Source organism: Kutzneria sp. CA-103260, from assembly GCF_018263855.1.
Lineage (GTDB): Bacteria > Actinomycetota > Actinomycetes > Mycobacteriales > Pseudonocardiaceae > Kutzneria.
Window position 1 is genome coordinate 9,032,860 of record NZ_CP073318.1, and the last position, 13,601, is coordinate 9,046,460.

The 13,601-nt window shown below is 71.9% G+C and carries 18 protein-coding genes; 12 read left to right on the forward strand and 6 right to left on the reverse strand.

What is annotated here, in order from left to right; all coding sequences use genetic code 11:
* Positions 1-4: 4 nt before the first annotated feature.
* From JJ691_RS40050 to JJ691_RS40070, 5 genes are all read left to right on the forward strand, one after another.
* The gene (locus tag JJ691_RS40050) at positions 5-769 is read left to right on the forward strand and encodes an ESX secretion-associated protein EspG (protein WP_211764687.1); all 765 of its coding nucleotides are present in this window, start codon (positions 5-7) and stop codon (positions 767-769) included.
* Between the two features lie 70 nt (positions 770-839).
* On the forward strand, positions 840-1,145 hold the full coding sequence (locus JJ691_RS40055; RefSeq protein ID WP_211764688.1) for a hypothetical protein: 306 nt from the start codon (positions 840-842) through the stop codon (positions 1,143-1,145).
* Positions 1,142-2,290: a transglycosylase SLT domain-containing protein gene (locus JJ691_RS40060; RefSeq protein ID WP_211764689.1), complete on the forward strand. Its 1,149-nt coding sequence runs from the start codon at positions 1,142-1,144 to the stop codon at positions 2,288-2,290. Before JJ691_RS40055 ends, JJ691_RS40060 begins: the two co-directional genes overlap by 4 nt.
* A gap of 9 nt (positions 2,291-2,299) precedes the next feature.
* Entirely contained in the window at positions 2,300-3,454 is a 1,155-nt protein-coding gene (locus JJ691_RS40065; protein WP_211764690.1) for a pyridoxal phosphate-dependent aminotransferase, read from the forward strand.
* Between the two features lie 272 nt (positions 3,455-3,726).
* Positions 3,727-3,888, forward strand: a complete 162-nt coding sequence (locus tag JJ691_RS40070; RefSeq protein ID WP_211764691.1) for a hypothetical protein — start codon at positions 3,727-3,729, stop codon at positions 3,886-3,888.
* Here the strand turns inward: JJ691_RS40070 and JJ691_RS40075 are convergent.
* On the reverse strand, positions 3,866-4,471 hold the full coding sequence (locus tag JJ691_RS40075) for an HAD family hydrolase (RefSeq protein ID WP_249227318.1): 606 nt from the start codon (positions 4,469-4,471) through the stop codon (positions 3,866-3,868). The genes JJ691_RS40070 and JJ691_RS40075 overlap by 23 nt on opposite strands.
* Complete coding sequence (locus JJ691_RS40080) at positions 4,468-5,505, reverse strand: threonine aldolase family protein (protein ID WP_211764692.1); 1,038 nt, start codon at positions 5,503-5,505, stop codon at positions 4,468-4,470. Before JJ691_RS40080 ends, JJ691_RS40075 begins: the two co-directional genes overlap by 4 nt.
* A gap of 114 nt (positions 5,506-5,619) precedes the next feature.
* Here JJ691_RS40080 and JJ691_RS40085 point away from each other — a divergent pair, with 114 nt between their 5' ends.
* Genes JJ691_RS40085 through JJ691_RS40105 form a run of 5 tightly spaced genes read left to right on the forward strand, consistent with a single transcriptional unit; the run spans position 5,620 to position 9,758 of the window.
* Positions 5,620-6,138, forward strand: coding sequence for a SigE family RNA polymerase sigma factor (locus JJ691_RS40085; protein ID WP_211764693.1), 519 nt, complete (start codon positions 5,620-5,622; stop codon positions 6,136-6,138).
* A 22-nt stretch (positions 6,139-6,160) separates the two neighbouring features.
* Positions 6,161-6,871: a hypothetical protein gene (locus JJ691_RS40090; RefSeq protein ID WP_211764694.1), complete on the forward strand. Its 711-nt coding sequence runs from the start codon at positions 6,161-6,163 to the stop codon at positions 6,869-6,871.
* A 21-nt stretch (positions 6,872-6,892) separates the two neighbouring features.
* Positions 6,893-7,474 carry a TetR/AcrR family transcriptional regulator gene (locus JJ691_RS40095; RefSeq protein ID WP_211764695.1) on the forward strand — a complete coding sequence of 194 codons (582 nt, stop codon included), beginning with the start codon at positions 6,893-6,895 and terminating at the stop codon, positions 7,472-7,474.
* A gap of 11 nt (positions 7,475-7,485) precedes the next feature.
* Positions 7,486-8,919: an adenylosuccinate lyase gene (gene purB, locus JJ691_RS40100; RefSeq protein ID WP_211764696.1), complete on the forward strand. Its 1,434-nt coding sequence runs from the start codon at positions 7,486-7,488 to the stop codon at positions 8,917-8,919.
* Positions 8,916-9,758 (forward strand): MOSC domain-containing protein, encoded by an 843-nt coding sequence (locus JJ691_RS40105; protein WP_249227319.1) that lies wholly within the window; start codon positions 8,916-8,918, stop codon positions 9,756-9,758. Before purB ends, JJ691_RS40105 begins: the two co-directional genes overlap by 4 nt.
* On the opposite strand, the gene JJ691_RS40110 is transcribed toward JJ691_RS40105, so the two are convergent.
* The 3 genes from JJ691_RS40110 to JJ691_RS40120 form a co-directional block, all read right to left on the reverse strand.
* A complete protein-coding gene (locus JJ691_RS40110; RefSeq protein ID WP_211764697.1) occupies positions 9,733-10,170 on the reverse strand; it encodes a hypothetical protein in 438 nt (145 codons plus the stop codon). The two genes, JJ691_RS40105 and JJ691_RS40110, sit on opposite strands and share 26 nt — an antisense overlap.
* Positions 10,171-10,259: 89 nt before the next feature.
* Entirely contained in the window at positions 10,260-10,697 is a 438-nt protein-coding gene (locus JJ691_RS40115) for a hypothetical protein (protein ID WP_211764698.1), read from the reverse strand.
* On the reverse strand, positions 10,694-11,218 hold the full coding sequence (locus tag JJ691_RS40120; protein WP_211764699.1) for a hypothetical protein: 525 nt from the start codon (positions 11,216-11,218) through the stop codon (positions 10,694-10,696). The genes JJ691_RS40115 and JJ691_RS40120 overlap by 4 nt, the downstream gene beginning before the upstream one ends.
* Before the next feature lie 94 nt (positions 11,219-11,312).
* Here JJ691_RS40120 and JJ691_RS40125 point away from each other — a divergent pair, with 94 nt between their 5' ends.
* A complete protein-coding gene (locus JJ691_RS40125) occupies positions 11,313-12,182 on the forward strand; it encodes a phosphoribosylaminoimidazolesuccinocarboxamide synthase (RefSeq protein WP_211764700.1) in 870 nt (289 codons plus the stop codon).
* 65 nt (positions 12,183-12,247) lie between these two features.
* Positions 12,248-12,961, forward strand: coding sequence for a DUF2334 domain-containing protein (locus JJ691_RS40130; RefSeq protein WP_249227320.1), 714 nt, complete (start codon positions 12,248-12,250; stop codon positions 12,959-12,961).
* On the opposite strand, the gene JJ691_RS40135 is transcribed toward JJ691_RS40130, so the two are convergent.
* Positions 12,932-13,573, reverse strand: coding sequence for an MBL fold metallo-hydrolase (locus JJ691_RS40135; RefSeq protein WP_211764701.1), 642 nt, complete (start codon positions 13,571-13,573; stop codon positions 12,932-12,934). The two genes, JJ691_RS40130 and JJ691_RS40135, sit on opposite strands and share 30 nt — an antisense overlap.
* Positions 13,574-13,601: the final 28 nt, after the last annotated feature.

The window sequence follows — 13,601 nt, forward strand, 5'->3', positions numbered from 1 at the left end:
GGCGATGGAGCCGACGGTTCTGTCCCTCCTGGACTTCGACGTGCTGTGGGAGAGCGAGCGCTTCCCCCGCCGGCACGTGGCGCTGACGGTGCCGAGCCCGGGAGAAACGCACACGGAGCGAGCGCAGCTGGTCCGGGACACGTGGCGGTCGCTGGAGCAGCGGGGCCTGGCCGAGCACGGCCGGGCCACCCCGGACATGTCGGACGACCTGGCCCTGCTGGCCTATCCGAGGCGAGCGGTCTACGGCTTCGTCTGGGCCCCGGACCGCAAGATCACGCTGCTGGCCGCCTCGAACGGCGGCAGCGCGCTGATGGGCGTGGTGGACGGCGGCGAGGTGTGGCTGATCCGCACCCGTGACGACTCGATCGCGGACGCGGCGGTGTCGGTGGCGGGCGAGATGCCGCCGGGCCCCGGCCAGTCGATGAGCCTGCCGACGAAGGTGCTGACCAGCGCGGACGGCCGAGCCCACGGCGACCCGCAGCGGCTGGTGCTGGAGCTGGCCGACGAGGACGTGCCGCTGGGCCAGGCCCAGGCGCTGGTGAGCATGGTGGCGGGCATGACCACCCGGGGCCAGTTCGGTGTGGAGACGGCCCGCGGCGCGGAGCGGCCGAGGCGGGCGGATCGGGTGGTGGCCTTCCACGACACCCCGAACGGGCGCTATCTGCATCTGGTGAAACCCAGCGCGGACCGCACGGAGTGGAGCACTATCACTCCGGCGGACAACCAGCGGCTGGCGGCCAGTGTCTGGGAGCTGCTCGACGAGGCCTGATCACTCGTCGGGCTGAATCCGGAACCGCGAGCGGGCCGCGCCCGTCAGAGTTACGCGAGAAGGGGGCACCGTGACGGCCACGAAGTACAACTGGGACGCCATCGACGCCTGCCGCAGCGCCATGAGCACCCAGGCCGGCCAGTTCGGCGGCGTGGGCGACGGCTTCCAGGGCGGCGCGACCAGCGCGGACGTGTTCGGCAAGCTGACCGCCTCGGCCGGCTTCGCCAGCGCGATCGACGGCTTCGCGAGCACGGTGCACGGTGAGCTGCAGGCGGCGGAGAACCTGCTGCGCAAGGTCGAGGCCGCGCTGGACTCGATCGAGACGACGGTGCAGGAGCAGGAGAAGCAGAGCGCGAGGGGACTGACGGCGACATGAGCGCTGCCGACGACGTCGCGGGCCTGCCCGGTGGCGGCGAGGTCGCCGATATCGCCCGCAAGGTGGAGAACGCCCAGCCGCAGTCCATCCGGGACACCGCGACGCACTGGCGGGACGCGGCGTCCAAATGCGACGGCCAGGGCAAGTCGGTGACTTCGGCGGTGAATGCCCTTGACGGCGCCTGGGCCGGCGGCTCGGCCGACGCCTTCACGGCCTACATGGGCAACTTCACGAAGGCCGGCACCTCCATGTCGGAGGCGTTGAACAACGGCGCGGCGGCCCTTGAGTCGGCGGCCAGCGCGCTGGAGCAGGCGAAGTCCGCTGTGGACAGTCGCTGCGAGGGCCTGCTGGGCGAGGTGCGCAAGTGGGACGCGGCGCATCCCCAGCCGCAGCCGGGCGAGCGCGACGCGGCGATCAAACCGTTGTGCGACGCGGCCAAGGGCGACGTGCAGAAGTCGGTCGACACGGCCAACAACGAACTGAGCAACGCTCTCAACCAGCTCAAGGGCGCCACGAACATCGGCACGAAGTTCTCCACGCTGCCGGCCCCGGGCGACCAGTCCTTCACTCCCGCCCCCGGTCGCGGCATCGACTGGCAGGCCAAGCCGGATCCCGGCCCGGCCAACACCGGCACACAGAGCGCGAACCAGCCGGCCACCCAGCACCACGAGTCCGGTGGTGGCGGAGGCGGCGGTGGTGGCGGAGGCGACGACGGCGGTGGCGGTGGGGGCGGCGGCCTCGGTCCCAGCGGCGGCCCGCCGGCCGGCGGTGGCGGCCCGGCCCCGCAGGGCCAGGTGAAGGAGTGGATCGACGAGGCGATCAAGATCCTCCAGGAGAACGGCGTCGACACCTCGAAGATGAGCGAGAACGACATCTGGGCGATCATCCAGCACGAGTCCGGCGGCAACCCGCACGCGATCAACCTGTGGGACTCCAACGCCAAGGCGGGCCACCCGTCCAAGGGCCTCATGCAGTGCATCGACTCCACGTTCCAGTCGAACAAGCTGCCCGGCCACGACGACATCTACAACCCGGTGGACAACATCATCGCCGGTGTCCGCTACTCGATCGCCCGCTACGGCTCGGTCTCCAACGTGCCGGGCATCCGGTCCATGTCACACGGAGGCGCTTACCAGGGCTATTAAGGTGTCGACATGGTCGTCGCCCGGCGTGCGGATGTGCCGCCCTTTCACGTGATGGACGTGGTGTCCGCCGCCGCGGAACGGCAGCGCAGCCACGGTGACGTGCTGTCGCTGGCCGCGGGCCAGCCGTCCACGCCGGCGCCGGCCCCGGTGCTGGCGGCGGCGCACCGGGCGCTGGAGACCCAGCCCTTCGGCTACACCGAGCAGCTGGGCATTCCCGAACTGCGGCAGGCCATCGCCGGCCACTACAAGCGGCGCTACGACCTGGACGTGGCGCCGGAGTCGGTGGTGGTGACCACGGGCTCGTCCGGCGCCTTCCTGTCGGCGTTCCTGGCCGCCTTCGACGCGGGCGACCGGGTGGCCCTGCCCCGGCCGGGGTATCCGGCGTACCGGAACATCCTGGCCGCGCTGGGCTGCGAGGTTGTGGACCTGCCGTGCGGGCCGGAGACCGGCTTCAAGCCGACGGTCGAGATGCTGGAGGCCCAGGGCCCGATCCAGGGCGTGGTCATCGCCAGCCCGGCCAACCCGACCGGCACCGTGCTGGAGGCGGCCAAGCTCGCCGAGATCGCCGCCTGGTGCGAGCGCAACGGTGTCCGGCTGGTCAGCGACGAGATCTACCACGGCATCAGCTACGGCGAGCAGTTGGACTGCGCCTGGCGGACCTCGCGCGAGGCGATCGTGGTGAACAGCTTCTCCAAGTACTTCTCGATGACCGGCTGGCGGCTGGGCTGGATGCTGGCCCCGGACGAGCTGGTGCGCCCGGTGGACCGGCTGACCGGCAACTTCACCCTGTGCCCGCCCGCGCCCAGCCAGTACGCGGCGGTCGAGGCGTTCACGCCCGCGTCCTACGCCGAGGTGGACGCGCACGTGGCCCGCTACCGGGTCAACCGGGACCTGCTGGTGAAGGGCCTCGGCGAGCTGGGCATCGACAAGCTGGCCCCGGCCGACGGCGCGTTCTACGTCTACGCCGACGTCTCGCACCTGACCGACGACTCGATGGCCTGGTGCAAGCGCCTGCTGGCGGAGACCGGGCTGGCCATCGTGCCGGGCATCGACTTCGACCCGGTGCACGGTGACCGCTTCGTGCGGCTCTCCTTCGCCGGCTCGATGCTGGACATGGAGCGGGCCCTGGACCGGCTCAGCGGGTGGCTTGCCAAGCGCACTTGACCGCCACACAAGAGAGTGCGAGGCCCCGCCGGTGCCTGGACTGTCGCCGGATTTCACCCGCCGCCACCCGACGTGCCCCACCACCTAGCCGATGCGGCGGGTTAAATCCGGCTAAGGAAGGCACCGGCCCCAAAGGGGCCGAGCCCCGCGCGGAACGCGCGGCAAAGACTCAGGGCGACCCTGATCTGTCCCTGATCTGGGGCCGAAAACCCGCCGACCGTCAGACCTGGATGGCAGGCTGGTGCCAAGGCAAACCGCTGAAGGAGACCGCCATGTTGTTCGTGGGCATCATCGCCGTGCTGCTGATCGTCTGGCTGGCCATCACGGTGCTGGGCGCCGTGCTCAAGGGCCTGTTCTGGCTGGCCATCATCGGCGGCCTGCTGTTCGTCGCGACCGCCGCCTACGGTGCGATCAAGAACCGGTCGCGAACCTGATCAGGGTCGGGGCCAGCTCGTCGGCCGAGGTCCACAGGTGGGCCGCCAGGCCGACGGCGCAGGCCCCGTCCACGTTGACCTGCCGGTCGTCCACGAACAGGCAGTCCGCCGCCTCGGCCCCCACGGTGTCGAGCAGGGCGGTGTAGATCGCGGCGTCCGGCTTGATCAGCCGCAGGTCGCCGGAGAACACCAGGTGCGTGAAGTGCTCGGCCCACGGCTGGCGCTCGGCGACCCGGCCGAACGAACTGGGGGCGTTGGACAGCAGCGCCAGCCGGGCGCCCATGCCGGCGAGCCGGCCGAGCAGCTTCACGGTGTCGTCGTCGGTGGGCAGCCAGCCCTCGATGTCCATCCGGGTCAGATCGGCCGACAGCTGCTCGTCCACCTCGACGCCGACCGGCTCGCAGACCGCCCGCCAGTAGTCGATGTCCGGGCAGCCGCGGTCGTACTCCACCCGCGCCGGCCAGTAGGACGGCTCGAACGCCTCGACGGACACGCCGACGCGGGCCGCCATCGCTGGGACGGCCTGCGTGTGCAGGCTGATCACGCCGCCGTAGTCGAAGACCAGCCAGGGCTCGTTGCTCAACTCGCGCTCCCGATGCGGTGCAGGGCGTCCTTGACGTCGGCGGTGCTGACGTCCCGGTGGGTGACGAAGCGGACCTGGCTGGCCATCGGCCAGGCCTGGATGCCCAGCCGGCCCAGCATCTTGATGGCGTTGCGCGGATCGGGCACGTCGGCCAGCACGATGTTGGTCTCCGGCGCCGGCACGCTCCAGCCGAGCTCGGTGAGCCCTTCGGCCAGCAGCTTGGCGTTGGCGTGGTCGTCGGCGAGCTCGTCGAAACGGTCCAGCGCGACCAGCCCGGCCGCGGCCATGACGCCGCCCTGCCGGACGCCGCCGCCGAGCATCTTGCGCACCCGGCGGGCCTCGGCGACGAACTCCTCGGTGCCGGCCACGACCGAGCCGACCGGCGCGCCGAGACCCTTGCTCAGGCAGACCTGCACGCTGTCGACGCCGACGGCCAGCTCGGCCGGGGCGACGCCGAGAGCGATGGCGGCGTTCCACAGCCGGGCGCCGTCCAGGTGCACCCGCAGCCGGCATTCCCGGGCGGCGGCGACGAGTTGCATGTGCGCCTCGAGCGGCAGCACCCGCCCGCCGGCGGCGTTGTGGGTGTTCTCCAGGCACAGCAAGGTGGTGCGCAGGCCGTCGTAGCGCGGCTCGCTGCCGGCGATGTCGTGGATGGCCGCGGCCGACATCCGGCCGGGGCCCGCGTCCCAGTCCATCGCGTGCGGCATGCCGCCGGCGATCCACGCGGCGGTGCCGAGTTCGTTGTCCAGGATGTGCGACCCGGTCGCGGCCAGGAACCGGTCGCCCCGGCGCAGCTGGATGACCAGCGCGATCAGGTTGCCCATGGTGCCGCTGGGCGCCCACAGCGCGGCCTCGGTGCCGAGCAGACCGGCCACCCGCTCCTCGAGGGCGCGCATCGTGGGGTCGTGGTCGAGTCCGTCGTCGGCCACCTCGGCGGAGGCCATCGCGGCGCGCATCGCCTCGTCCGGCTTGGTCACGGTGTCCGAGCGGAAGTCGAGCAACGGCTGCTGGGTCACGGTCGGATCACACCACATCGGGTATGGCGGGCCTGCACCCACCCGTATGGCGGACGTCACGGGCGGCGTGCAACCGTAGGAGCCGACCTTTCCGTCCGGTAGGTGTCGACACGAAGAGCAGAGAGAGCCCGCGTGGAGCAGCGCGACGAGCAGGAGTTCGCGGAGTATTTCGCGGCCCGGCGCGATGCCGTGCGCCGAACGGCGTACCTGATGTGCGGCGACTGGCACCGCGCGGACGATCTTGCCCAGACCGCGTTCGTCGCGTTGCACCGACGGTGGCACAAGATCAGGGACCGGGAGGCCCTGGACGCCTACGTCCGCCGGACGGTGGTGCGCGCGGTGATCGATGAGTCGCGCCGGCCCTGGCGGCGGGAGCGGTTCACCGACCAGCTGCCGGAGCGGCCGACCACGGCCGCCGAGGTCGGCGACGAGGTCGCCACCAGGCACGTGCTGCTCGACGGGTTGCGCAAGGTGCCGCCGCGCCAGCGGGCGGTGCTGGTGCTGCGGTTCCTGGAGGGACTGGACGTCGCCGCGGCGGCGAAGGTCCTCAAGTGCACCGAGGGCACCGTGAAGTCCCAGACCGCGCGCGGGCTCGAGGCGCTGCGGGCGGAGCTGGGCGACGTGCTCGACGACTTGCGGCCGGCGACGTGACCGTGACGGGGAGGTGGGAGTGATGGACGAGAACAAGTTGGCGGACAAGTTCCGGGACGCAGTCGGCGACGTGCCGCCGCCGTCCTTCGACACCCAGGACGTCCTGGTCGCGTCCAAGCGAGCGACGGCCCGGGCCCGCAAGCGCTTGCAGTCCGGCGTCGGCGTGGCCCTCGGCGTGGTGCTCATCGGCGGCGTGCTGGTGCTGACCAGGCCGTTCGGCGACAGCGCCAACACCATGAGCAGCGCGGGCGGCGCCGCGGCCTCGAACGCGACCTCGCCGATGGCGGCGGGCCCGAACGACACGGCCCAGAGCGGTCCCAACGGCGGCAAGATGGCCCCGAACCACACCGAAGAGGGCAACGCCGCCAACTGCGGGGGCCCTGACCAGGGTCTGGCCGCCGCACTGGTGGCGGAGCTGCCCAGTGCGACCGGTGTCGAGACGATGGCCGCCGACGTGAACTGCCCGGCCGGCGCGGCCGCGGTGATGTTCCAGCTCACCGACGGCAGCAACGCCGGCAAGGTGGAGCTGGTGCTGGTGCCGGCGTCCGTGCCGAACGACCCGAGCACCGGGGCCAAGCCCGCGGTGGGGGTCGGCAAGGGCAACAGCGTGACGGTGAAGACCCGCGGCGGCGGGGCGCTGACCCTGGCCAGCCTGCCGATGAACGGCTCGACGAGCGGGCCGTACGCCGGCCAGCTGACCGACATCGCGGCCCGGCTCGCGGCCCGCTACTGACCACTGGCACCATCGCACGGCATGACCGCCGCGAGCACCCCCAAGGGGGAGCGCCGCCGCCACGAGCTGGTCGCCGCGGCCGCGGCCCTGCTCACCGAGGGCGGCTTCGACGCCATCCGGCACCGCGCCGTCGCCGAGCGCGCCGGCCTGCCGCTGGCCTCGACCACGTACTACTTCGACTCGCTGGACGAGCTGATCGAGGCCGCCGTCGAGTTCAACGGCCGGGCCGAGCTGGACGAGGGCCGCGAGCGGCTGGCCCGGATGCTGGCCGGCGAGCCGACCGACGTCATCGAGTTCGCGCTGGACCTGCTGGTCTCCGACCACGACAGCCAGGCCGTGATGCTGCGCTACGAGCGGCTGGTCGGCACCGGCCGCCGGCCCTACCTGCGGCCGCTGATGCGCCAGATGGGCTCCGAGCTGCACCAGCTGCTGCTGGAGATCCTCACCGCCGGCGGCTTCAGAATGGATCTTGAACGCGTCAACCAGCTGATCTCCGTGGTGGACGGGGCCGTGGTGAACGCCCTGATCGAGGTGCACCCCGACCCGCGCGGGGCGGCCCGGCGGATGCTGCTGTCGGTCATGCCCGACCTGGGCGAGCATTAAGCTCCTCATACGTGACGACCAAGCCGCTCATCCCCAACGTGCTCGCCGGCCGCTACGCGTCGGCCCAGCTGGTCGGCCTCTGGTCGCCGGAACACAAGGTCGTGCTGGAGCGGCGGCTGTGGCTGGCCGTGCTCAAGGCGCAGGCCGAGCTGGGCATCGACGTGCCCGAGACCGCCGTCGCCGACTACGAGCGGGTGCTGGAGCAGGTCGATCTGGCCTCCATCGCGGCCCGCGAGCGGGTCACCCGGCACGACGTGAAGGCCCGGATCGAGGAGTTCAACGCCCTGGCCGGCCACGAGCAGGTGCACAAGGGCATGACCTCGCGGGACCTGACCGAGAACGTCGAGCAGCTGCAGATCCGGCAGTCGCTGGAGTTCGTCCGCGGCAAGACTGCGGCGGTGCTGTCCCGCCTGGCCCGGCTCGCGATCGAGCACGCCGACCTGGTGATGGCCGGCCGCTCGCACAACGTGGCCGCGCAGGCCACCACCCTCGGCAAGCGCTTCGCCACCGCGGCCGACGAGCTGAACGTGGCCTTCGCGCGGCTGGAGGAGCTGGTCGAGCGGTACCCGCTGCGCGGCGTGAAGGGCCCGGTCGGCACCGCCCAGGACATGCTGGACCTGCTCGGCGGCGACGCGGCCAAGCTGGCCGAGCTGGAGCACAAGGTGGCCGAGTTCCTGGGCTTCCGCCGGGTGCTGACCAGCGTCGGCCAGGTGTACCCGCGGTCGCTGGACTTCGACGTGCTGTCCGCGCTGGTGCAGCTGGCCGCGGCCCCGTCCAGCCTGGCCAAGACGATCCGGCTGATGGCCGGGCACGAGCTGGTCACCGAGGGCTTCAAACCGGGCCAGGTCGGGTCCAGCGCCATGCCGCACAAGATGAACACCCGGTCCTGCGAGCGGATCAACGGCCTGACCGTGATCCTGCGCGGCTACCTGGCGATGACCGGTGAGCTGGCCGGCGACCAGTGGAACGAGGGCGACGTGTCCTGCTCGGTGGTGCGCCGGGTCGCGCTGCCGGACGCATTCTTCGCGCTGGACGGCCTGCTGGAGACCATGCTGACCGTGCTGGACGAGTTCGGCGCCTACCCGGCGGTGGTGGCCCGCGAGCTGGACCGCTACCTGCCGTTCCTGGCCACCACCAAGGTGCTGATGGCCTCGGTGCGGGCCGGCGTCGGCCGGGAGACCGCGCACGAGGCGATCAAGGAGCACGCCGTCGCGGTCGCGCTGGCCATGCGTGAGCAGGGCGCGGAGCGCAACGACCTGCTCGGCCGGCTGGCCGCCGACGAGCGCATCCCGCTGGACCGGGCCCAGCTGGACGAGCTGCTGGCCGACCGGCTGTCGTTCACCGGGGTGGCCGGGGCGCAGGTGGACGCGGTGGCCGCGGAGATCGCCAAGACGCTGGAGCGCTTCCCCGAGGCCGTCGGCTACGCGCCGGAGCCGATCCTGTGAACCCCCGGGTGTCGGCCCTGGTCAGCTACCCGATCAAGGGCTGCGCGGGCACGCCGACCCGCACCGCCACCGTCACGCCGACCGGTCTGCGATACGACCGGGCGTGGATGGTCGTGGACGGCGACGGCGTGTTCCGCAGCCAGCGCAACGAGCCCCGGCTGGCCGTCGTGCGGCCCTCGTACGCGGACGGGCAGCTGCGGGTGTCGGCCCCCGGCATCGAGGACCTGGTGCTCGACGTCGTGCCGGACGGGCCGCGGCGGCCCGTCCGGGTGCACGTCTGGGACGGCGTCGGCGCCGACCAGGGCGACCTGGCCGCCGACTGGTTCAGCGAGGTGCTCGGCGAACCGTCCCGGCTGGTCGGCCTGCCGCCGGAGCACGTGCGGCCGTCCAGCGGCGAGCACGAGGGACTGGTCGGCTTCGCCGACGCCCACGCCCTGCTGGTGACCTCGCTGGCCTCGCTGGACGGCCTGAACGAGCGGATCCTGGCCAAGGGCGCGCAGCCGGTGCCGATGGACCGGTTCCGGCCCAACATCGTGATCAGCGGCTGGCCCGAGCCGCACACCGAGGACCAGGTGCGCCGGATGGCCATCGGCGACGCCGAGTTCGGCTACGCCAAGGTGTGCGTGCGGTGCGCGGTGCCGATGGTCGACCAGGACACCGGCAAGCGCGCCGGCCCCGAGCCGATCCGGTCGCTCGCGCAGTACCGCCGCGACCCCGGCGGCGGCGTGACCTTCGGGATGAAGGCGGTCGTGCTGCGGCCCGGCTCGGTCTTGGTCGGCGACGAGGTGCTGGTCGAGCGGTGGGCCGAGCTGTCTAGTCGCGCAGCCGAACCCGCCTGACCCGGAAGTTGGGCGACAGCGTCAGCTCGCGGCCGCCGTGCAGCCAGACGTGCAGCAGGTCGCCCGGGGCCGGCTGCGTCAGCGCCACCTGCGCGGCCGGTCCGATGCCGCCGTAGGGGCGGAACCAGTCACCGGGCTGAAGTTCCGACGCCGGCACGGAATCCAGGTTCACCGCCCGGGAACACGGCTGCACGTAATGGATCCATACTTCCCACAGGATGAAACCCGCTGCGGCGCAGGGCAAGGGTAGCCACAGCACCCCGAACGGCAGCGCCGCCAGCAGGCAGGCCAGTGCCGGCCAGACGCCGGAGCTGATCGGCACCCGGCCGACCTGGGCGAACCCGGTGGTTCGCACCATGCCGTTGGGACGCAAGCCGCGCGGCGTCCGGCCATCGGGGAGTAGCGCGGTCATGCGGGGTGAATACGTGCCGCTCGAAGGGCCGTTTCGCCGCTTGCGCCGGGTTCACTCGAATGGCCGGGTGACCGTGCACCCAGCCGTCGTCAGTTGCGAATTTCCACGCGCCGCACCGGGTAGTCCGGGGCCATCGTCAGCTCACGGCCGCCGTGCACCCACACGTGCAGCCAACCGCTCCGATCCAGTTGCAGCGCCTCGACCTCGGCCACCGGCCCGGCCGAGCCGTAGGGGCGGAACCAGTCGCCGGGCAGCAGCTCCGCCACCGGCTTGGACTCCAGATTCACGACCCGGGAGGACGGCTGCACGCGCAGGGTCCACACCTTCCAGCCGGTGAATGCCAGCGCGGCGGCGAGCCACGGCAGCCACGGCAGCCCGAACGGGATGGTGAGGAAGAACCCGGCCAGCACCGCCCACAGACCGGAGCTGATCGGCGTCCGGCCGATCTGCAGCCAGCCGGTGGTGCGCACCATTCCGTTGGGGCACAGGCCACGTGGTGCGCCGCCGTGGGGAAGTCGCATGGTCACGCCGCCCTCCAGCGCAGCCTCGAATCGGTGGCCGTTCGCTTGCACACCATCAGCGTTCCCTTGCTGGTGTGGGCAAGCGCGCCTGCCGTGGAGCAGAACTCACCCGCCTTGACCGTGCCGCCATCGCTCGGCGGCGGAGCCGGGTTCTCGGTCGGTGGCGGAGCCGGCTGATGCGTGGCCGGCGGCGCTTGGTGCGTGGCCGGCGGCGGAGCCGGTGCCTCCGTGGTGGTGGTCGGTAGTTCCGTTGTCGTGGTGGTGGTCGTGGTCTCGGTTGTCGTTGTCGGCGTTGTGCTGCTGGGCGTTGTTGTTGTCGTGCTGGTGGCCGTCGTGGTGGTGCTGAGGGTCGCGACGACGGGCTGGGCTCCCGGCTGCTGCGCCGGCACCGTCGGGCCGAACACGCCGGTGAGGATCAGGAGCGCCGTGAAGCCGCCGCCCAGCGACGCGAGCAGCCGCGACCACACCGGTGTTCGCCACCACCAGCGAGCCAGCGCCGAGGGTTCCGGGTCAGCGGGAACGGTCATGCGGGATGAATATGCGTTCACTCCGGACCCGTTATGCCGGCCCCGTCGGGTTCACTCGAACGGCCGATCAACCGCGCACGTTAGGCTTCCGCCCGTGCCCGCTCTCACTGACTACGCGCAGATCGCCGCCGGTAAGGTCCGCGAGCTCTACCGGGTGGACGACGAGCTGCTGCTGCTGGTCGCCTCCGACCGGATCTCGGCCTTCGACTGGGTGCTGCCCACCGAGATCCCGGACAAGGGCGCGGTGCTGACCGCGATGAGCGTGTTCTGGTTCGAGTCGCTGGGCGACATCGTGCCCAACCACCTGGTGGCCGACGACGACCCGCGCATCCCGGCCGAGGTGCGCGGCCGCGCGCTGCTGGTGCGCGGCCTCGACATGATCCAGTTCGAGTGCGTGGCCCGCGGCTACCTCACCGGCTCCGGGCTGATCGACTACAACCGCACCGGTGCGGTCTGCGGCGTCGAGCTGCCGGCCGGCCTGGTCGAGGCGTCCCGGCTGGCCGAGCCGATCTTCACCCCGGCCACCAAGGCCCCGCTCGGCCAGCACGACGAGAACATCACCTACGAGCGCATGGTGGCCGACGCCGGCGAGGAGACCGCCGCCGAGCTGCGTGACCTCACGATCGCGGTGTATCGGCGCGGGGCCGAGATCGCCGAGAAGGCCGGCGTCATCCTGGCCGACACCAAGTTCGAGTTCGGCCGCGACGCGTCCGGCCGCATCGTGCTGGGCGACGAGGTGCTCACCCCGGACTCGTCCCGCTACTGGCCGGCCGAGGGCTACCAGCCCGGCCGGGTGCAGCCGTCCTACGACAAGCAGTACGTGCGCGACTGGCTCACCTCGCCGGAATCCGGCTGGGACCGCAAGTCCGACACCCCGCCCCCGCCGCTGCCGGCCGAGGTGGTGGCGGCGACCAGGTCCAAGTACGTGGAGGCCTACGAACGGGTGACCGGCAAACGGTTCTGACAGGGTTCGCCGACGCGTCATCTTTCGGTCAGGCCGGGGCAATGCCGGTGCTGCGCACTTAACGGGTGAGCTCCCGGCTGGTTGTCTCGCTGTCCGGCATCAACGCTCGAACGCTCGCCCAGGCCACCGGCCTGGCCGCCGAGCTGGATTCGCGCGGGGTGCCATTGTCGCTGCTGGTCGCGCCCCGCGTGGAGCGGCAGTCGGCGGACTCGCCCGCATTGCGGTGGGTCCGCAGCCGAGCCGCCGGCGGCGACGCCGTCGTGCTGCACGGCCTCGACCACGATCTCGACCCGTGCCGCCGGACCCTGGTGATCCGCCGCCAGGCCGAGTTCGCCGCGCTGCCCGCGCACGAGGCGAACCTGCGCCTGGTGGCGGCCCGGGCCCTGTTGGAACGGCTTGACCTGCGCACCGACTACTTCGCCCCGCCGCGCTGGCTGGCGTCCAACGGCACGCTGATCGCCTTGCGCCGCCACGGTTTCCGGCTTTGCGCGGACGTGACGGCGGTGCGCGACCTGCACAACGGCACGGTGATCCCGGGCCGGGTGCACGGGCTGGCCCGCACCGAGCGCGGCGAACAGTGGCTGTGCTGGGCGCTCGTGCTCGGCGTCGCGCGGTCGGCCCGGCGCGGCGGCCTGGTGCGGGTCGCGGTCGACGCCGGCGACCTGCACCGGCCGGGGCCGCGGCAGGCCGTGCTCGACGCCGTGGACATCGCGTTGCACCACGGCGCCGAACCACTGACCTACGCCGGACTACACCGCCGTCGACTCGCCGTGAGTTAGCTGCTTGATCTCCGTGCCGTCGGCCTTGTTCAGGTTGAACATGTTCACCGTCAGGCCGACGCCGACCTCGGTGTACAGGGCCTCGTGGATCGGCACCACCACGCGCGGCTTGACCTCGCGCAGGTAGTCGATCGACTCGGCCAGCTTCAGCCACGGCGCGGCCACCGGCACGCCGAGCACGTCCACGTCCCGCCCCGGCCGCGCCAGCGAGTCGCCGGGGTGCAGGAACGCGCCGTCGTCGACCAGGTAGGCGGCGTTGGTGATGCCCGGCAGGTCGCCGTAGATGGTGGCGTGCTGGCCGCCGATCGCCTCGACCGTCGCGCCGCCCAGGGTCAGCTTGTCGCCCACGTTGACCACCGTGTGCTCCAGGCCGAGTTCCTGCACGGTGCCCACGGTGTCCGGGTCCACGATCAACTTCGCGCCCGGGTTCGCCGCCAGCAGCGCCGGCAGTCGCTTCGGGTCGACGTGGTCGAAGTGCTGGTGGGTGATCAGCACCGCGTCCAGGCCCTCGGTCTGCTCGAAACCGGTCGAGAACGCGCCCGGGTCGATCAGCAGCCGCGCCGAGCCGGTGTCGAGCAGCACACACGAATGTCCGAAGTGGACGATATGCATCGATGGCTCCTTCGCTACGTCTGCCTCC